We start from the raw sequence: 18158 nt of genomic DNA on the forward strand, positions 1-18158 counted from the left end.
TCCTTGAATGGTCTGGCGCCCGGTCGTAGCGTCCCGATCGGGATCGGCCAATGGCCGCAGGCCCGAGGCGAAATATCAGCCGCCGGTCTGCAGCCCGGCCCAATGCACGGCCTTGGTTTCCAGATATTCCTCAAGCCCCTCGGCCCCGCCCTCGCGGCCCAGGCCCGACTGCTTGACCCCGCCGAACGGCGCCATCGCCAGGCTGATCGCGCCGGTGTTGAGGCCGACCATGCCGGCCTCCAGCGCCTCGCCGACGCGCCAGGCGCGGTGCATGTCGCCCGTGCAGCAATAGGCGGCGAGGCCGTAGGGGGTGGCATTGGCCAGCGCGATCCCGTCCGCCTCCGTATCGAAGCGGTAGATGGCCGCGACAGGCCCGAAGATCTCCTCCTGCGCGGCGCGCATGTCTTCCGTCATTCCGGTCAGCAGCATGGGCGCGGTGAAGCGACCGGAGGCAGGGGCCTGCGCCACCAGCGTGGCGCCCTTTGCCAGCGCGTCCTGCACATGGTCGGCGACCTTGGCGCGGGCGGCATCGTCGATCAGCGGCCCCACCTGCATGCCGTCCTCGGTCCCCGCCCCGACCTTGAGCGCACGAACCCTGACAGCCAGCTTGTCCACGAAGGCGTCGTGAATGCCGGACTGCACCAGGATGCGGTTGACGGCGACGCAGCTCTGCCCGGCATTGCGGAACTTGGCCGCCATCGTGGCCTCCACCGCTTCGTCCAGATCGGCGTCGTCGAACACGATCAGCGGCGCATTGCCGCCCAGCTCCAGCGCCAGTTTCTTGATGGTGGGGGCGCATTGTTCCATCAGGCGCGATCCCACCGGGGTGGAACCGGTGAAGGACAGCAGCCGCACGACCGGGCTGGCCGTCAGCACCCCGCCGATCACCTTCGCCTCCCCCGTCACGATGCCCAGCACGCCCGCGGGCACGCCGGCGCGCAACGCCAGCTCGCCCAGGGCCAATGCGGTGAACGGCGTCTGCTGCGCGGGCTTCAGCACCATGGTGCAGCCTGCCGCCAGAGCGGGCGCCAGCTTGCGGGTGATCATCGCCGCCGGGAAGTTCCATGGGGTGATCGCAGCGCACACGCCCACCGCTTCGCGCCGCACCAGGATGCGGCGATCGGCTGTGGGCGCGGGCACCTCGTGGCCACGGCTGCGCTGGCCTTCCTGCGCGAACCAGCTGACGAAGCTGGCGGCATAGGCGATCTCCGCCTCCGCCTCGACCAGCGGCTTGCCCTGTTCGGCGGTCAGTATCCGCGCCAGATCCTTCGCTGCGGCCATGATCAGGTCGTGCCAGCGCCGCAGGATGGCGCACCGTTCGGGCGCGGGGCGCGCGCGCCAGGCGGGCAGGGCGCGTCCGGCGGCGGCGAGGGCGGCCTCCGTCTCGGCCGTACCGCAATCGGGCACGGTGCCGATCACCTCGCCGGTGGCGGGATCGTCCACCGCGATGGTCCGGCCGTCGGCCGCGCCGATCCACTCCCCGTCCACCAGCGCCTCCTGCCGCCACAATCCGCTATCTGCCAATGCGAGGGGTGCCGTGTTCGCCATGTCCGATCCTTCTGCTGCCGGAGCGTTCATGTGGGGGCGCGCGCGCCTGCGGCAACGCCGGGGGTGGAACCGATCGCGTCCTTGCGCTCTATGTTAAGGACAGCTTCAGGAGTTTATAGACCTATGCGCAGCTTCCTGCCCCTTATCGCCGCCGCCCCCCTGGCCCTGATGGCCTGCAGCGAATCGGCCGAACAGCCTGCCGCCCCGGAAATGGAGGAAAGCAGCGCCGGCGCCACGGGCGAGCAGGCGGTCGCCGCGCTGCAGACCGCCGAAGGGCAGCCGGCGGGCACCGCCACGGCCACCGTGTCGGACGACGCCATCAAGCTGGTGCTGGCAGTCCAGAACCTGCCGGCGGGCGAACATGGCGTGCATGTCCACATGGTCGGCGCCTGCGACGCGCCCGATTTCACCACGGCCGGCAGCCACTGGAATCCGACCGAACAGACTCACGGCCTGGAAGGCAGCGGCGGCCAGCATGCCGGCGACATGCCCAACCTGCAGGTGAACGAACAGGGCACCGGCACGCTGGAATATACGCTGCAGGGCGGCGCGACGTTCGCCGGGCTGATGGACAGTGACGGTTCGGCCTTCGTGGTGCATGCCAATGCCGACGACCAGCGGACCGATCCTTCGGGCGAGAGCGGCGGACGCATCGCCTGCGGCGTGTTTACCGCCGGCTAGTCAACCAAGTCTCGGCCGACGTTCCGCTACGCACTGCGCCTGCGTAGCGGACATCCGCCATGATACTGGATGCTGGCCGTTCAGACTGGTGGCGGTAAGGAAACGGGATGAACCGCCTGACCGCCCCCTTCATCGCGATCGCCATGCTGGCGCTGCCAGCCCATGCACAGGTTGCGCCTTCAGCGCCCGCGCTCAACCTGGAACAGAACATGCTGCTGCGCTGCTCCGCCGCGTTCGCGCTGGGCGGGCATCTGCAGCAGGCGGGATCGCCGCAGGCGGCAGGCTGGCCGCCACTGGCGGTCGGGGGGCGGGAGTTCTTCGTCCGCTCCTCCGCACGGCTGATGACGGAAGCGCAACTGTCGCGCGAGCAGATTGCCGCGCTGATGATGGATGCGGCGCAGGACCTCGGCCAGGGCGATCAGCTGGCCAAGATCATGCCGGTCTGCCTGCAGGTCGCCGGCCTCAGATAATACAGGCCGCCGTCACGCCGCCAGCGCGTCGTCCTGATGGTCGCGCAGCACGTAGCCGCGGCCCCACACGGTCTCGATATAGTTCTCGCCCCCGCAGGCGCTCGACAGCTTCTTGCGCAGCTTGCAGATGAACACATCGATGATCTTCAGTTCGGGCTCGTCGATGCCGCCATACAGGTGGTTGAGGAACATTTCCTTGGTCAGCGTGGTGCCCTTGCGCAGGGACAGCAGCTCCAGCATCGCATATTCCTTGCCGGTCAGGTGCACGCGGGCGCCATCGACCTCCACCGTCTTGCCATCCAGGTTCACCGCCAGCTTGCCGGTGCGGATGACCGACTGGCTGTGTCCCTTGGACCGGCGGACCACCGCATGGATGCGGGCGATCAGCTCGTCGCGGTGGAACGGCTTGGTCACGTAATCGTCCGCGCCGAAGCCGAAGGAGCGGACCTTGCTGTCCAGTTCCGAAATGCCCGACAGGATCAGCACCGGCGTCTGCACCTTGGCGACGCGCAGCTTCTTCAGCACGTCATAACCGTGCATGTCCGGCAGGTTCAGATCCAGCAGGATGATGTCGTAATCATACAGCTTGCCCAGATCGAGGCCTTCCTCGCCCAGATCGGTCGAATAGACATTGAAACTTTCAGTGGTCAGCATCAGTTCGATCGCCTTGGCGGTCGTCGGCTCGTCCTCGATCAGCAATACACGCATTGATCAGCCCCGTTTCCCTCTGGTGTCCGTGGGCCAGATGTCGCGTTAACCAACCCCATCCTCAACGAAAAAGGTAAATCATCCGTAGTGCTACATAGGCCGCGCGCGGGCCGTTTAGGCAACGCGGGCGATCTTCTTCTGGCGGCGGCGCTGCACGGAAGAACCGATGCCGATCGCCTCTCGGTACTTGGCCACGGTGCGGCGGGCGAGGTCGAAGCCCTTCTCCTTCAGCAGGTCGACCAGCGTGTCGTCCGACAGGATCGCATCGGGCGATTCGGCATCGCACAGGCTGCGGATCGCCGCCTTCACCGCCGAGGCGGACGCGGTGCCCTCGCCATCGGCGGAGGCTACGCCGCTGGTGAAGAAGAATTTCAGCTCGAACAGGCCGCGATGACATTGCAGGTACTTGGCGGAAGTGACGCGACTGACGGTCGATTCGTGCATGCCGATGGCGTCCGCCACCTGCCGCAGGGTCAGCGGCTTCAGCAGCGACACGCCCTTGCGGAAGAAACCTTCCTGCTGGCGCACGATCTCCGCCGTGACCTTCAGGATCGTCTTCTGCCTCTGGTCCAGGGCCTTGATCAGCCAGTTGGCATCGGCCAGCTTCTCGGACAGCCAGGACTTCACCGCCTTGTCGCGGCACGACCGGAGCTCCAGCGCATAGGGGCGGTTGACCACCAGCCGCGGCAAGCTGGCCGGGTTCAGCGCGATGTCCCATCCATCAGCCGCAGGCGCGATCAGGATGTCGGGCACCACCGCCATCGCCTCCGCCCGGCCGAAGCGCAGGCCGGGCTTGGGATCGTAGCGGCGCAGTTCGCGGAGCATGTCGGCGAAGTCCTCCTCGTCCACCCGGCACAGGCGCATCAGCTGCGGAAAGGCGCCGCGCGCGACCAGATCCAGATTGGCGAGCAGTGCGGCCATGCACGGGTCGTGGCGATCCGCCTCCTTCGCCTGCAACGTCAGGCATTCGGCCAGGTTGCGGGCGCCCACGCCCGTGGGATCGAGCGATTGCACCGCCGCCAGAGCCTGCTCCACCCGGATGCGCGGCACGCCCAGATCGGTCGCGACCTCCTCCAGCGGGGTGGCGAGGTACCCGGCTTCGTCCAGCAGGCCGATCAGGTGGCGCGCCAAGAACAGCAGCTGCGGATCGCCCTTAACCGCACCGAGCTGCGCTTCCAGATGCTGCACCAGCGTGGGCGCTCCGGCATCGCGGTCGGCATAGTCGGACGGCAGATCGTCGCCCAGCGGGCCGGAGCCGCTGGCGGCCGACCAGTCACCGGTGTCGCGGTCCCGGTCCAGCGCCGTGGGGTCGATGTCCAGCGGGGCATCCGCCTCCCCCTGGCCGCGGCCGATCAGTTCGTCGGCGGTGGGCGGATCCGGCGGTGTCTCGCCATCGGGGGTGGCAGGCGCCTCGGCCCCGGCGCGCAGCTCGCCCGCTTCCAGCAGCGGGTTGCTGTCCAGCGCATCGGCGACAAAGGTTTCGATCTCCAGATTGGACAGCGCCAGCAGCTTGATCGCCTGCTGCAGCTGCGGCGTCATCACCAACGACTGCGACTGCCGCAGATCGAGCCGCGGGGAGAGCGCCATCGCCGGTTACCTGCGAGACCGGATCACAGGGTGAAGCTTTCGCCCAGATAGAGCCGGCGAACATTCTCGTCCGCCACCAGGTCCTCGGGCGATCCGGCGAACAGCACCTGCCCGCCATAGATGATGCAGGCACGGTCCACGATGTCGAGCGTCTCGCGCACATTGTGGTCGGTGATCAGCACGCCGATCCCGCGCCGCTTCAGGTCGCGCACCAGCTCGCGGATGTCGGCGATGGACAGCGGATCGATACCGGCGAAGGGTTCGTCCAGCAGCATGATGGAAGGCTTGGCCGCCAGCGCACGGGCGATCTCGCATCGGCGCCGCTCGCCGCCCGACAGCGCCATGGCCGGGCTGGCGCGCAGGCGGGTGAGGCCGAACTCGCCCAGCAGCCGCTCAAGCTCGCTGGCGCGGGTGGCCTTGTCCGGCTCCACCAGTTCCAGCACGGCGGCGATGTTCTGTTCCACGGTCATGCCGCGGAAGATGCTGGTTTCCTGCGGCAGGTAGCCCAGGCCCAGGATCGCGCGGCGGTACATCGGCAGACGGGTGACATCGACGCCATCCATCAGGATGCGGCCGGTATCAGGCCGGACCAGGCCCATGATGGAATAGAAGCAGGTCGTTTTGCCCGCGCCGTTCGGGCCGAGCAAGCCGAGCACCTCGCCCTTGCCGACGCTGAGCGAGATGTCGGTCAGCACGGGCCGCTTGTCGTAGCTCTTGGCGATGGAGATCACCTCCAGCCCGCCCTGCGGGATGGGCGGCGCGGCATTGGCCGGGGCCTCCGCCATGCTCTGCGCCAGTGCGTCCGTATCGATCAGTTGGTCTGCCATCGCGCGCCCTATCTAGCATGCAAGCGGGGCGAGTGAACCCCGGTTGGCACGGGTCGCGCATGGCAGGCGGGGCGATGATGTCACCGCCCCGCCCGGCATTGTCACTCGGTCGGGGCCGAAGGAGCCGTGGTACCGTCGCCCGCAGGTGCCTCAGGACCGGCTTCCTTGGCGCGCTCGATCGCTTCCAGCACGATCTGGCGCGCTTCGGCCGCGGTGCCCCAGGTGCCGACACGGACCCACTTTTCCTTCTCCAGATCCTTGTAGTGGGTGAAGAAGTGCTCGATCTGCGCGAACAGGATCTCGGGCAGGTCGGACTTCTCGAACACGTCGCTGTAATAGGGGAAGGTCGAATCGATCGGCACGCAGATCAGCTTCTCGTCGCCGCCATGCTCGTCTTCCAGATTCAGCACCGCGATCGGCCGGGCGCGCACGACGCAGCCGGGGACGAAGGGGGAACGGGCCACGACCAGCGCATCCAGCGGATCGCCATCGGGCGACAGCGTGTGCGGCACGAAGCCGTAATTGGTGGGATACCGCATCGGCGTGTGCAGGATGCGGTCCACGAACAGCGCGCCCGATGCCTTGTCGAATTCGTACTTCACCGGTTCGCCGCCGACCGGCACTTCGATGACCACGTTCAGGTTTTCCGGCGGATTGTCGCCGGTGGGGATGTGTTCAATACGCATGGTGTCTCCCTGACGCGCGTGACGGCATCATCTTGCCTGTAATGGCCGCGCAATTAGCGCTGTGATATTGGCTTGGCGAGGGGGATCGTCTTGCCTTGCACCAAAGTGCGACACCCCCTTCACGGACAGCCATGTCTCAGTTCGTCGCCGCCCCGGCCGTGGCGCGTGGCGCCAGCAGGCGATCAAGCGCCTGCTCGCCCTCGGCCGCAGGCTCCAGCCAGGGATATTGCAGCCCGCCATCATAGGCGATCTCCAGCGGGGTGATCGTCTCGCCCCGCTGCACGATCAGGCGGATCGGCTGCTTCGACGTCTTGGCCGCGGTGATCGCCGCCTTCATCGCGTCGCCGCTATATTCCTGACCATCGACGGAGATCACGGACATGCCGTCCACCAGCCCGGCCCGGAAGGCGGGGCCATCCCACAGCGTCTGCGTCACCTCGCCGGAGGAGCTGAGGTTCACGCCCAGAGAATAGAGCAGATCCAGGAAGCTGGTCGACGCCATCTGCCCGGCGCGGGCGGGGTTTGGCTCCTCCTTCCACACCAGCCGGTAACCGGCCGCCTCGATCCCCTCCACCGGCGCGGGCAGGCCGGCAGTGCGCATGTTCAGCGTCAGGAAAGAGCGCCAGTCATGCGGGAAGACCTGGTTCAGCGTGTCGGCGATCTCGTCGAAATCATAGGTCCGCTGGCCGTAATCGCCCTCATTGGCGGCAAAGAAGATCTTGGCGAAATCGTCCAGGCCCTTGGCTCCATTGGTGCCGTTGCGGATGATCCCATCCGCCTCCAGCCACATCAGCGCGCCTTCGTTGTAGTAATCCTCGTCGCGGTGAAGCGAGGTGAACGGGCGGGAGCGGCGGCTGTTGATGATGGGATCGAAGGTGGTGTCCTCCACCGAACGCCAGGCCCGGCCGGGCTGCTTCGAATAATAGCCGGCGCTGGTCGCCATCGCGCCCAGCACCACGTCCTTGGGCTGGATGCCCGAACGTGCCGCCAGCACCAGGCCCCAGAACTGCGTCTGGCCTTCATACATCCACAGCAGATTGTCGCGCATCGGCTCCCGGTAATCGGGTGTCCACAGGCCGGCGGGGCGGCGGTACTTGCCGTTCCAGCTGTGCACCAGCTCGTGCGCGATCACGTTGCGGTCCCACGCCATCTTGTCCCACTCGATGAAGGTGGTCGGCTCGTAGGTGTTCTCGCTGGAACGGTGATGCTCCAGCCCGATGCCGCCCAGCTTGTCCGTCAGGCCCAGCAGGAACTCGTAATGATCGAACGGCCGCGAACCGAACAGGGTGACGGCCTCGTCCATCAGCCGGTTGTAGGTCTGCATGTTCTCCGGCGCGATCGCCAGCAGTCGCGCCTCGTCCGCAATGACGTTCATTTCCATGGCGCGGCCGATCTGCCAGCTTTCGGCATGCGCGCCGGCGAAGACGGGCGAATCGACCAGCACTTCGTAGTCGGTCGGATCCCAGGTCACCCGGTTGCCGCGCCCGGCGGCGTCGGTCTGCCCGTCCAGTGCCGTATAGACGGTCCAGCCTTCCGGGAAGGTGACGGTCGGCTTGACCAGGATCTGCCGCACATAATGGCCGGCCGGATACAGGCTCATCTTCTCCCACTGCAGGTTCAGCATCTCGGGCGTCATGCTGACGCGGCCCTGCCCGCTGATGGGGGAGGTGTGGACGAAGCTGGCGGTCACTTCACGCGCATTGGCGGGCAGCGGGATGCGGAAGGCGTAGACTTCCACCGGATCACGCGTCCAGTTGACGGGCTTGCCATCCACGCTGAAGCTGATCTGCGCGATCTGGTTCAGCGGCCCCTTCGGCCCGTGATTGCCGGGCAGCCATTCGGGCAGCTGCAGGATCAGCTCGTTCGTGCCGCGCTGCACGGGGAAGGTCTGCGTCACCCGGTACAGATTGCGCACGATGTCCGTCGCGTCGATGTCCAGCGTGATCGTGCCGGGATAGCGCACGTCCTGCGCATCGGGCACCGGCGTGGGCAGCGCGGCGGCCACGGGGGCGGAGCGGGCGGTGCCTTGCGCCAGGGCTGGCTGGCTGGCGGTGGCGAGGAGCAGGGCGGCGAGCGCGACGCGCGAGAGGGTTTGAATCATTGCAGCAACAATGCCGCACCCGCTTGGGTCACGCAAGCCACGCGCACCCTCTTTGCCGCGCCCGTCTCAGGGTCTAGGGCGCCGGGACGATGAGCATCAAGACCCCCCAGCCCGTGCGCGGCACACAGGACATCTTCGGGCCGGAGGCGGACGCCTTCGCCCATGTGGTCGAAACCTTTGAGCGGGTGCGGCGCCTGTACCGGTTCCGCCGGGTGGAAATGCCGGTGTTCGAACGCACCGAAGTGTTCAGCCGCTCGCTGGGCGAGACGACCGATGTTGTCTCCAAAGAGATGTATTCCTTCGAGGATCGTGGCGGCGAATCGCTGACCCTGCGCCCCGAATTCACCGCCGGCATCGCGCGGGCGTTCCTGACCGATGGCTGGAAGCAGTATGCCCCGCTGAAGGTGGCGACCCACGGGCCGCTGTTCCGGTATGAACGGCCGCAAAAGGGCCGCTATCGCCAGTTCCACCAGATCGATGCCGAGGTGATCGGCGCGGCCGAGCCGCAGGCGGATGTGGAACTGCTGGCCATGGCCGACCAGCTGCTGTGCGAACTGGGGATTGCCGATGGCGTGACGCTGAACCTCAACACGCTGGGCGATGCCGACAGCCGCGATGCCTGGCGCGCCGCGCTGGTGGAGCATTTCCGCGGCGTGAAGGACGAGCTGAGCGAGGATTCGCAGGAGCGGCTGGAGAAGAACCCGCTGCGCATCCTGGACAGCAAGGATGAGCGCGACCGGCGCTTCGTGGCGGATGCGCCGCAGATCGACCGGTTCCTGTCGAGCGAGGCGCAGGACTTCTTCGCTTCTGTTACAGGCGGGCTGGATGCGGCGGGGGTGGCCTGGACGCGCAATGCGGCGCTGGTGCGCGGGCTGGATTACTACCGCCACACCGCCTTCGAATTCGTGACCGACCGGCTGGGTGCGCAGGGCACGGTGCTGGGCGGCGGCCGCTATGACGGGCTGATGGAAAGCCTTGGCGGACCGGCCACCCCTGCAGTGGGCTGGGCGGCTGGGATCGAGCGATTGGCGATGCTGGTGGGCGCACAGGCAGAGGCGCCGTCGGATGCGTGCGTCGTGGTGGAGGATGATGCCCTGCTGACGCGCGGCACCGCCATGGTCACGGCCATTCGCCGCGCCGGCTTCACCGCGGAACTGGTCGCCACCGGCAGCCCCCGCAAGCGGTTCGACAAGGCGGTAAAGGGCGGCGCCCTGACCCTGTTCGCCCTCTCGCAAGGCGAGGATGGCGCTACCGTCCGGACCAAGGGCGATGCCGACCTGCTGGCGCGGATCGGACAGGCGATCGGGCACCCGGCATGATCGATCGGCCTACCCTCCCTCGTCACCCTGAACTTGTTTCAGGGTCCATTGCGCAACCCGCGCCGACATCGCGGGCGGAGGGATGGATGCTGAGACAAGCTCAGCCTGACGGTTGGAATGGGAGGCGCGCATGAGCATTCCCGAGGACCGCCTGGCGCAGATCGCCAACCGCTTTGCCGAGCTGGAGGCGCGGCTCGCCTCCGGCCAGCTGGAGGGTGAGGCCTTCGTCGCCGCCAGCCGCGACTATGCGGAGCTGGAGCCGGTCGCCCGCACGGTGAGCGAGGTGCGCCGGATGCGCGCCGAGATCGCCGAACTGTCCGCCCTGACGCAGGATCCCGAAATGGCCGCGCTGGCCGGCGAGGAACTCGCCACGGTGCGCACCGCCTTGCCGGAGGCCGAGCGCCGGCTCGCCGTCGCCCTGCTGCCGCGCGACTCCGCCGATGAACGCCCGGCCATGCTGGAAATCCGTGCCGGCACCGGCGGGGACGAGGCGGCTTTGTTCGCAGGTGACCTGTACCGGATGTACGAACGCTTCGCTGCCGAGCAGGGCTGGCGGGTGGAGCCGGTCAGCATGAACGCCGCCGAAGTGGGCGGGTTCAAGGAGATCGTCGCCAACATCGCCGGCACCGGCGTGTTCGCGAAGCTGAAATACGAATCCGGTGTCCACCGCGTGCAGCGCGTGCCGGTGACCGAAAGCGGCGGGCGCATCCACACCAGCGCCGCGACCGTCGCCGTATTGCCCGAACCGACCGAGGTGGATGTGCAGATCGAGGACAAGGACCTCAAGATCGACATCTATCGCGCCAGCGGCGCAGGCGGGCAGCACGTCAACACCACCGACTCGGCGGTGCGCATCACCCACCTGCCCAGCGGCATCGTGGTGACGCAGCAGGACGAGCGCAGTCAGCACAAGAACCGCGCCAAGGCGATGCAGGTGCTGCGCGCCCGCGTGTACGAAAAGACCCGCGACGAGGCGCAAGGGGCAGAGGCGGAGGCGCGCAAGGCCATGGTCGGCAGTGGCGACCGCTCCGAACGTATTCGCACCTACAATTTCCCGCAGGGGCGCGTCACCGACCATCGCATCGGCCTGACCCTGCACCGGCTGACCGAGGTGCTGGAGGGCCCGGCCCTGGGCGAGCTGGTCGATGCGCTGGCGTCGGAGGATCAGGCCAAGCGGCTGGCGGCGCTGGACGGGTGAGCGGATCGACGGTCGCGCAGGCCCTGCGCGAGGCCGCCACCCGCCTGGCGGCCACATCCGACACCGCCCGGCTCGATGCCGAGCTGCTGATGGCGCATGCGCTGCACACGACCCGCTCTGCCGTGTTGCTGCGGCACATGGCGGACCCGGTGCCCGCCGCCTTTGCCACGCTGGTCGATCGCCGGGCCGCGCACGAGCCCGTGGCCTATATCCTGAGCCAGCAGGAATTCTATGGCCGCGTCTTCGCCGTCAGCCCTGCCGTGCTGATCCCGCGCGCCGACAGCGAGACGATCGTGGAAGCCGCGCTGGCCGCATGCCCGGCGCCGCACCGAGTGCTGGATCTGGGCACCGGGTCAGGCGCGCTGCTGCTGACGGTGCTGGCAGAGACCGGCGCGGAAGAGGGCGTGGGCCTGGAACGCTCGGCCGAGGCGCGGCGGATCGCGGCCGCCAATGCCGCGGTGATTGCCCCGCAGGCGCGCATCGTCGCGGGCGACTGGCATGAAGCCGGCTGGGCAGATGCGCTCGGCCAATTCGACCTGATCCTCGCCAATCCGCCCTATGTGGAGGACGCCGCCGAGCTTTCGCCCGACGTGCGCGGATGGGAGCCCGCCGCCGCGCTGTTCGCCGGTGCGGAAGGGCTGGACGATTACCGGGTGCTGGTGCCGCAATTGCCGGCGTTGCTGGCCCCCGGCGGCGTGGCGGTGCTGGAGATCGGCGCCGCGCAGGGCCCCGCCGTGACCGCCCTTGCAGAACAGGCGGGCTTTAATGTCTCGCTGCAGCGCGATCTTGCCGGGAGGCCCCGGGCGCTGGTGCTGCAATTAGTGCTTGGCAAAGGCGGGGCGAGTTACTAACTGCCGAGACGTAGGCCGTGCGGTGCGGAAACGGGTTCCGGCATCCAGGCGACACATCCAGCATTTGCCACTGTTTGTTCGGCGTGAGGCCGGACACGGAAATGCAGATGAGGATCGCGCCGGCGGGCGCCCGCAAGGCGGGGCGTCGGCGTGAACGGGGGCGATGCGACCGGCGCGGCCGGTCCCCAACGAGGAAGCGAATTCCCTTGAACACCAATCGCAATAATAACCGTCGGCGTGGCCGCAACAATAGTGGTCGTGGCCAAAGCGGCGGTGGCAATGGCGGGGGCAACCGGATCGACAGCCGGGCGCGGGGCAATGCGCCGCAACTGCTTGAAAAGTACCGCAAGCTGGCGCACGACGCGTCGCTGAACGACGACCGCGTGCAGACCGAATATTACCTGCAATTCGCCGACCACTATTTCCGCGTGCTCGCCGATTCCAAGCAGAAGGACGACACGCGTCCTCGCAACCAGAACGATCGGGGCCAATCGTTCGACGATTACGAGGATGACGAGGACGAGTTCGACGGCGGCGCTCGCGCCACGCCGCGCGGCCGGTCCGAGCAGGGCCGGGACTCGGCGGGTCGTGAGATGAACCGCGATGCGGGCCGTCGCAACGATACCGATCAGAATGACGGTCAGGCGGGCGACCAGACCGCGATGGAACATCAGCGCGGCAGCGAGGGTGACGCGATCGACCCCAGTGCCGAGGAAAATCCCTTTACCCGCGACAACGGACGGCGTGGCCGCAAGCCCCGCGCCGCAGCCGACGGCGATGGCGCATCGGCCGGCGAAGGCCGTGGTCGTGGCCGGCCCGCTGCAAGTGATGGCGATGGCGCAGCACCCGGCGAACCCCGCGGTCGCGGCCGCTCCACCGCCCGGCGCGCCGAGGTGGCGGAGACGCAAGGCGAGGCTGGCTTTGATGCCATGGTCCTGCCTCCCTCCATTTCGCGCAGCGACGATGCCGGCAGCGGCATGCCCGATGGCGACAGCGATACGGCGGCCGATGCGCCGCCCGCTCGCGCTGCCCGCAAGGCACCGGCCCGTCCGCGCCGCCGTGCTCCCCGCGCGGACGACACCGGGCCCGAGGACGGCTCTGGCGAAACACTCGAAGTGGTCGGCTGAACGCACGACCTGCTGATCTGAGCCGGCACGCATGACGCAGCACCGCCTGGACGGCAGGGCCGGTTCGGCCGCGTCGCTCGCGCTGGGCGTGCTGGCGGCCACCGGCTTCGAACCGCTGCACTGGTGGCCGGTGGCGCTGGTCGCCATGGGCCTGTTCGCCACGCTGGTGGCGAGAACCGCCAGCGTAGGCCGCGCCGGCTGGCTCGGCTGGCTGTTCGGGTTGGGTTACTTCACCTTCGGCAACAACTGGATCGCCACCGCCTTCACCCATCAGGCACAGATGCCGGCGGTGTTGGGCTGGGCGGCGGTGCCGCTGCTGGCAGTATACCTGGCGGTTTATCCCGCCATGGCTGCCTTGGGCGGGCGAGCGATTGCCGGCGCCGGACGGCACCGCACCGTCCCGCTTGCCTTTGCCGGCTGCTGGATCGGGTCGGAACTGCTGCGCGCCAGCGTCTTCACCGGATATTCCTGGAACCCGTTCGCCATGGTCTTGCTGGGACCGTGGGACCGGCCCGGCCTGGCCATGCTCTCGCCCTGGATGGGCACCTATGCCCTGTCCGGGCTGGCGGTGCTGCTGTCCGTCATGGCTGCGGAATGGGCCTTGCGCCGCCGCTTCGTGCCCGCCGCCGGAGTGGCGCTGGTGGTGGCCGCGGGCATGCTGCTGCCGGGACACGCCGGGCCGGACGGTGCCTTGCCGGTGACGGTGGTGCAGCCCAACCTGCCCCAGGCGCGACTGGGCGATCCGCGGTTCTTCGAAGCCAATTACCTGCAGCTGGCCAGCCTCTCGCCCGCCGCCCGGCCCGGCCCGCCGCGGCTGGTGCTGTGGCCGGAAAGCGGCCTCGCCGATTATCTGCGGCCCGGCTACCCGCAGCGATTCTACGATTCCACCACCGCTCTCGGCAGCCCGGACTTTGCCCGCCGGCGGATCGGCCGCACGATCGGCGCGGGATCGCTGCTGCTGACCGGGGCGGTCGATCTGGAGGTGCAGGACGGCCGCGCCGTTGGCGCCTACAATTCGGTCACCGCGCTGGATGCGGACGGCACCATCCGCGGCAGCTACGCCAAGGCGCATCTGGTGCCCTATGGCGAATATCTGCCCATGCGCGAAGTGCTGGAGCCGCTGGGCCTGAGCCGCCTGGTACCCGGTGCGATCGATTTTCTCTCCGGCCCTGGTCCGCGCACCCTGGCGCTAGGCGAGTACGGCCGGGCCGGCGTGCAGATCTGCTACGAGATCGTGTTCTCTGGCGAGGTGGCGGACCGGCGCGACCGGCCGGACTACATCTTCAACCCGTCTAATGATGGCTGGTTCGGCGCCTTCGGCCCGCCGCAGCATCTGGCGCAGGCGCGGATGCGGGCGATCGAGGAAGGGCTGCCGGTCCTGCGCTCCACCACCACCGGCATCAGCGCGGTGATCGATGCGCGCGGCATCGTGCGGCAGCATCTGGCCACCGGCGTCGCCGGCCGGATGGACATGGCCGTGCCCGCCGCATTGCCGCCGACACTGTTCGCGCGGGTGGGCAACATGCTCGCCTTTGCCTGGGCCCTGATTTTTCTTGGCCTTGCGCTGGTTGCAGTGAGGCGGACCCGCCCTTAACACCGGCGGCTTGTTGCGAAACGATTGAAAGCCACCGATGCGCCATAATTACCTGTTCACGTCCGAAAGCGTGTCCGAAGGTCACCCGGACAAGGTCGCGGACCAGATCTCCGATGCGATTGTCGACCTGTTCCTGTCCAAGGATCCGGAAGCGCGCATCGCCTGCGAGACCATGACCACCACGCAGCTTGTCGCGCTGGCGGGGGAGATCCGCTGCAAGGGTGTGTACGAGAACGGCGAGTGGGCCCCCGGCGCGCTGGAGGAGATCGAGCGCACGGTGCGCGCCACCGTGCGCGACATCGGCTATGAGCAGGACGGCTTCCATTGGGAGACCTTCACCTTTCAGAACAACCTGCACGGCCAGTCCAAGGAAATCGCGCAAGGCGTCGATGCCAGCGGCAACAAGGACGAGGGCGCCGGCGACCAGGGCATCATGTTCGGCTTCGCCTGCAGCGAGACGCCCGACCTGATGCCGGCCACGCTGTATTACAGCCACAAGATCCTGGAGCGGATGGCCGCCGACCGGAAGAGCGGCGCGGCCCCCTTCCTGCAGCCTGACGCCAAGAGCCAGGTGACGCTGCGCTTCGAAGATGGCGTGCCGGTTGCCTGCCCGGCGATCGTCGTCAGCACGCAGCATGCCGCCGGCTATCACGAAGGCGACAAGGAAGCCGAACTGAAGGCCTATGTGAAGGGCGTCATCGCCGACATCCTGCCGGCCGGGCTGCTGTCGGATGCCACCAAGTATCACATCAACCCGACCGGCGCGTTCGAGATCGGCGGCCCCGATGGCGATGCCGGCCTGACCGGGCGCAAGATCATCGTCGACACCTATGGCGGCGCCGCGCCGCATGGGGGCGGGGCGTTCAGCGGCAAGGACCCGACCAAGGTCGATCGCTCGGCCGCCTATATCACCCGCTATCTGGCCAAGAACGTGGTCGCCGCGGGTCTGGCCACGCGCTGCACGATACAGATCGCCTATGCGATCGGCGTGTCGGAGCCGCTGTCGCTGTACGTCGATACGCATGGCACCTGTGCCGATGGCGTGACCGATGCCGGGCTCGAAGAGGCCATTCAGTCGATCGAGTCGCTGGGCGGCCTGACCCCGCGCGCGATCCGCACCACCCTGGGCCTGAACCGGCCGATCTATCGCCAGACTGCCGCCTATGGTCATTTCGGCCGCGAGCCGCAGGGCGATACCTTCCCGTGGGAACGCACGGACCTGGTCGACGAGCTGAAGGCAGCGCTTGGTCGCTGACCTTCGGAAATCACCGCCTCAACGAGAAAGGGCGCCCCGCGGGGCGCCCTTCTTGTATCGTGGTCAGTAGACGAACGGGAAGAGGATCAGTCCCCGCCGCCCATGCCGCCCTGGCCAGCGACCAGCGCCACGCGCGTATCGTTGCCGGCGTCCAGCATGTAGGGGCGCGGATCGACCGGCTCGCCAGCGACGCGCACTTCATAATGCAGGTGCGGACCGGTGGAGCGGCCGGTGGAGCCGACATAGCCGATCAGCTGACCCTTGGACACGCGCTCCCCGGCGGAAACCGCGAAGCCGGACAGGTGGCCAAAGCGGGTCTGCAGGTCGCCGCCATGTTCCAGCGCGATGTAGTTGCCATACGAGCCCCAGGCATCCGCGCGGCTGACCAGCCCATCGGCCGGGGCATAGACCGGCGTACCGGTGGGCGCTGCGAGATCGACGCCATTATGCTGGCGCCGGCGGCCCAGCACGGGGTGCGCCCGCATCCCATAGTTGCTGCTCATCCGCGCAGCGTCGAGCGGCATGCGCGAAGGAACCGCGACGCGCTGCACCGGAGCGGTGACGAAGCCGGTGGCTGCGCTGACGCGCCCGGCATCGGCCTGCTGCCAGCTGGCGAACAGCTCGCTGAACTCGGCATCACCGGTACCGCTGGCGACGGGCGCCTCGATCACGCCGGTGATCTGCGCACTGGTCAGCTGAGTGGCGGCGGCGCTGTTGTCCTGCGCCTGCACGGGGGCCACGATGGTGGCGGCGATCCCGGCGGCGGCAATGGCGAGCTTGATGATCATATGACCGACGATCCGTCCTTCTTAGTTCCCGCCAGCCCAGATGGGTAAGCGGTGTGTCGAAGTGCCACGCGGCAGCCGCGCGGCACGTTTCGGGCGTTTTGTGTCTTTAGAGAAGGTCGGAACCCCCCGCCGTCTCGTTGATTGGAGGGGTAACCGGGCGCACGTTGCCTAGGCAAGCGCGGTGTAGACGCTGCGCGGCAGACCGGCTGCTTGCCGCGCTGAGTCGTTGAATGGCGGCTTCAAGGTGCCGTGACAGTACTGTCGAACCAGTATTTCCCAGTAGTTCTCGTAAGATTCGCCGCGGCTTGCCGCCACTTGTGCAAAGTGCTTGGCACCAGCCGCCACGTGGCGGATCTCGTCGTCAAGCAGCCGGCGCAGGATGCGGGCACCATGCTGGTCGCCACTGGTGAGGACGCGGTCATGCATCGCCGGGTTCACGTCCAGCCCGCGCGCTTCCAGCACCATCGGCACCACTGCCAGCCGCGCGGCCACGTCGCGTCTGGTTGCTTCCGCCGCTTCCCACAGTCCGTCATGCGCGGGCAGCGCGCCATAATGGCTGCCCGCCGTGCGCAACTTGCGGGCGATCAGCGCCCAATGCATCGCCTCGTCCGCCGCGACCGACAGGAAATCGTCGACGAATTCCGGCCCTTGCGCCTCCCCGAAGCGGCCGGCGGCATCCAGCGCCAGGTCGATGGCGACGAATTCGATATGTGCCAGCGAGTGCCACAGGGCTATGCGTGACGCTTCAGATCCGCCCCGCCGGCGCGGCATCTGCGCAGGGGACAGCAGCTGCAATCCGGGGGGCAGCGCCGGACGGTCAGGCATCGGCGTCGCCCAGTCCCACGCCAGCGCGCCTGTTCGCCAGGCCCGCACCAGCGCGCGCACCCTCATGGCCTTGGCCTGCGGCTCGCCTGTCAGCAATGCGCCGGCGATGGCGGCAGACAGGGAGCCGGTCACAGCGCCTGCGCCGCCTCCAGCACCTCCGCCGCGTGGCCCTTGACCTTCACCTTGCGCCAGACCCGTGCGATCCGCCCGTCGGTATCCAGCAGGTAGGTGGTGCGCTCCATGCCCATATAGGTGCGGCCATACATGCTCTTCTGCACCCAGATGCCCAGCGCATCGGCCAGCCCGTCCTCCACCGGGTCGGAGGCGAGCGGCACGGTCAGGCCATGTTTGGCGGCGAACTTTGCATGCTTCGCGGGCGGATCCTTGCTGATCCCCAGCAGCGCCACGCCGGCGGCGGCGAAGTCGTCTGCCATGGCGGTGAAGTCGAGGTTTTCCGTGGTGCAGCCCGGCGTGTCATCCTTGGGGTAGAAGAACAGCACCGCCTTGCGCCCGGCGAAGTCGCCCGGGCGGATCACCGCCCCGTCCGCTCCCTGCATTGCCACATCGGGCATCACCTCGCCCACATCCACCAT

The 18158-nt window shown here is 68.0% G+C and carries 17 protein-coding genes; 8 read left to right on the forward strand and 9 right to left on the reverse strand.

What is annotated here, in order from left to right; translation table 11 throughout:
* Positions 1-75: 75 nt before the first annotated feature.
* Entirely contained in the window at positions 76-1548 is a 1473-nt protein-coding gene (locus D5S08_RS11855) for an NAD-dependent succinate-semialdehyde dehydrogenase (RefSeq protein WP_206610331.1), read from the reverse strand.
* 123 nt (positions 1549-1671) lie between these two features.
* Here D5S08_RS11855 and D5S08_RS11860 point away from each other — a divergent pair, with 123 nt between their 5' ends.
* Both D5S08_RS11860 and D5S08_RS11865 read left to right on the forward strand, forming a co-directional pair.
* Positions 1672-2229 (forward strand): superoxide dismutase family protein, encoded by a 558-nt coding sequence (locus tag D5S08_RS11860; RefSeq protein ID WP_121118796.1) that lies wholly within the window; start codon positions 1672-1674, stop codon positions 2227-2229.
* Between the two features lie 107 nt (positions 2230-2336).
* The gene (locus D5S08_RS11865) at positions 2337-2699 is read left to right on the forward strand and encodes a hypothetical protein (protein ID WP_121118798.1); all 363 of its coding nucleotides are present in this window, start codon (positions 2337-2339) and stop codon (positions 2697-2699) included.
* 12 nt (positions 2700-2711) lie between these two features.
* Here the strand turns inward: D5S08_RS11865 and ctrA are convergent, their stop codons facing one another.
* The 5 genes from ctrA to D5S08_RS11890 form a co-directional block, all read right to left on the reverse strand.
* The gene (gene ctrA / locus D5S08_RS11870) at positions 2712-3407 is read right to left on the reverse strand and encodes a response regulator transcription factor CtrA (RefSeq protein ID WP_121118800.1); all 696 of its coding nucleotides are present in this window, start codon (positions 3405-3407) and stop codon (positions 2712-2714) included.
* Between the two features lie 114 nt (positions 3408-3521).
* Positions 3522-4994, reverse strand: coding sequence for an RNA polymerase factor sigma-54 (gene rpoN / locus D5S08_RS11875; protein ID WP_121118802.1), 1473 nt, complete (start codon positions 4992-4994; stop codon positions 3522-3524).
* A gap of 23 nt (positions 4995-5017) precedes the next feature.
* A complete protein-coding gene (gene lptB, locus D5S08_RS11880) occupies positions 5018-5779 on the reverse strand; it encodes an LPS export ABC transporter ATP-binding protein (protein WP_421757464.1) in 762 nt (253 codons plus the stop codon).
* Between the two features lie 143 nt (positions 5780-5922).
* Positions 5923-6507, reverse strand: a complete 585-nt coding sequence (gene ppa, locus D5S08_RS11885) for an inorganic diphosphatase (RefSeq protein ID WP_121118806.1) — start codon at positions 6505-6507, stop codon at positions 5923-5925.
* Positions 6508-6643: 136 nt separating this feature from the next.
* A complete protein-coding gene (locus tag D5S08_RS11890; RefSeq protein ID WP_175578931.1) occupies positions 6644-8608 on the reverse strand; it encodes a M61 family metallopeptidase in 1965 nt (654 codons plus the stop codon).
* A gap of 89 nt (positions 8609-8697) precedes the next feature.
* On the opposite strand from D5S08_RS11890, the gene hisS reads away from it, so the two are divergent.
* From hisS to metK, 6 genes are all read left to right on the forward strand, one after another.
* On the forward strand, positions 8698-9927 hold the full coding sequence (hisS, locus tag D5S08_RS11895) for a histidine--tRNA ligase (RefSeq protein ID WP_121118808.1): 1230 nt from the start codon (positions 8698-8700) through the stop codon (positions 9925-9927).
* Positions 9928-10057: 130 nt separating this feature from the next.
* Positions 10058-11125, forward strand: coding sequence for a peptide chain release factor 1 (prfA, locus tag D5S08_RS11900; protein ID WP_121119031.1), 1068 nt, complete (start codon positions 10058-10060; stop codon positions 11123-11125).
* Complete coding sequence (prmC, locus tag D5S08_RS11905) at positions 11122-11976, forward strand: peptide chain release factor N(5)-glutamine methyltransferase (RefSeq protein ID WP_121118810.1); 855 nt, start codon at positions 11122-11124, stop codon at positions 11974-11976. Before prfA ends, prmC begins: the two co-directional genes overlap by 4 nt.
* A gap of 206 nt (positions 11977-12182) precedes the next feature.
* Positions 12183-13103, forward strand: a complete 921-nt coding sequence (locus tag D5S08_RS11910; protein WP_241557374.1) for a DUF4167 domain-containing protein — start codon at positions 12183-12185, stop codon at positions 13101-13103.
* A gap of 31 nt (positions 13104-13134) precedes the next feature.
* Positions 13135-14697 (forward strand): apolipoprotein N-acyltransferase, encoded by a 1563-nt coding sequence (gene lnt / locus D5S08_RS11915; RefSeq protein ID WP_121118812.1) that lies wholly within the window; start codon positions 13135-13137, stop codon positions 14695-14697.
* A gap of 37 nt (positions 14698-14734) precedes the next feature.
* Positions 14735-15952, forward strand: a complete 1218-nt coding sequence (gene metK / locus D5S08_RS11920) for a methionine adenosyltransferase (RefSeq protein WP_121118814.1) — start codon at positions 14735-14737, stop codon at positions 15950-15952.
* An 86-nt stretch (positions 15953-16038) separates the two neighbouring features.
* Here metK and D5S08_RS11925 read toward each other — a convergent pair whose 3' ends face one another.
* The 3 genes from D5S08_RS11925 to D5S08_RS11935 form a co-directional block, all read right to left on the reverse strand.
* Entirely contained in the window at positions 16039-16740 is a 702-nt protein-coding gene (locus D5S08_RS11925; RefSeq protein ID WP_121118816.1) for a M23 family metallopeptidase, read from the reverse strand.
* Between the two features lie 168 nt (positions 16741-16908).
* Positions 16909-17697 (reverse strand): ferritin-like domain-containing protein, encoded by a 789-nt coding sequence (locus D5S08_RS11930; protein WP_121118818.1) that lies wholly within the window; start codon positions 17695-17697, stop codon positions 16909-16911.
* On the reverse strand, positions 17694-18158 hold the full coding sequence (locus D5S08_RS11935) for a peroxiredoxin (RefSeq protein WP_121118820.1): 465 nt from the start codon (positions 18156-18158) through the stop codon (positions 17694-17696). Before D5S08_RS11935 ends, D5S08_RS11930 begins: the two co-directional genes overlap by 4 nt.

It is taken from the genome of Croceibacterium ferulae (genome assembly GCF_003660445.1).
Lineage (GTDB): Bacteria > Pseudomonadota > Alphaproteobacteria > Sphingomonadales > Sphingomonadaceae > Croceibacterium > Croceibacterium ferulae.

Bases quoted from the DNA above. Each gene is read 5' to 3' on its own strand.
- D5S08_RS11890 (WP_175578931.1), bottom strand. From the start codon at position 8,608: ATGATTCAAACCCTCTCGCGCGTCGCGCTCGCCGCCCTGCTCCTCGCC.
- D5S08_RS11935 (WP_121118820.1), bottom strand. From the start codon at position 18,158: ATGGTGGATGTGGGCGAGGTGATGCCCGATGTGGCAATGCAGGGAGCG.
- metK (WP_121118814.1), top strand. From the start codon at position 14,735: ATGCGCCATAATTACCTGTTCACGTCCGAAAGCGTGTCCGAAGGTCAC.
- lnt (WP_121118812.1), top strand. From the start codon at position 13,135: ATGACGCAGCACCGCCTGGACGGCAGGGCCGGTTCGGCCGCGTCGCTC.
- hisS (WP_121118808.1), top strand. From the start codon at position 8,698: ATGAGCATCAAGACCCCCCAGCCCGTGCGCGGCACACAGGACATCTTC.
- lptB (WP_421757464.1), bottom strand. From the start codon at position 5,779: ATGGCGGAGGCCCCGGCCAATGCCGCGCCGCCCATCCCGCAGGGCGGG.
- rpoN (WP_121118802.1), bottom strand. From the start codon at position 4,994: ATGGCGCTCTCCCCGCGGCTCGATCTGCGGCAGTCGCAGTCGTTGGTG.
- ppa (WP_121118806.1), bottom strand. From the start codon at position 6,507: ATGCGTATTGAACACATCCCCACCGGCGACAATCCGCCGGAAAACCTG.
- D5S08_RS11855 (WP_206610331.1), bottom strand. From the start codon at position 1,548: ATGGCGAACACGGCACCCCTCGCATTGGCAGATAGCGGATTGTGGCGG.
- D5S08_RS11925 (WP_121118816.1), bottom strand. From the start codon at position 16,740: ATGATCATCAAGCTCGCCATTGCCGCCGCCGGGATCGCCGCCACCATC.
- ctrA (WP_121118800.1), bottom strand. From the start codon at position 3,407: ATGCGTGTATTGCTGATCGAGGACGAGCCGACGACCGCCAAGGCGATC.
- D5S08_RS11865 (WP_121118798.1), top strand. From the start codon at position 2,337: ATGAACCGCCTGACCGCCCCCTTCATCGCGATCGCCATGCTGGCGCTG.
- prfA (WP_121119031.1), top strand. From the start codon at position 10,058: ATGAGCATTCCCGAGGACCGCCTGGCGCAGATCGCCAACCGCTTTGCC.
- D5S08_RS11860 (WP_121118796.1), top strand. From the start codon at position 1,672: ATGCGCAGCTTCCTGCCCCTTATCGCCGCCGCCCCCCTGGCCCTGATG.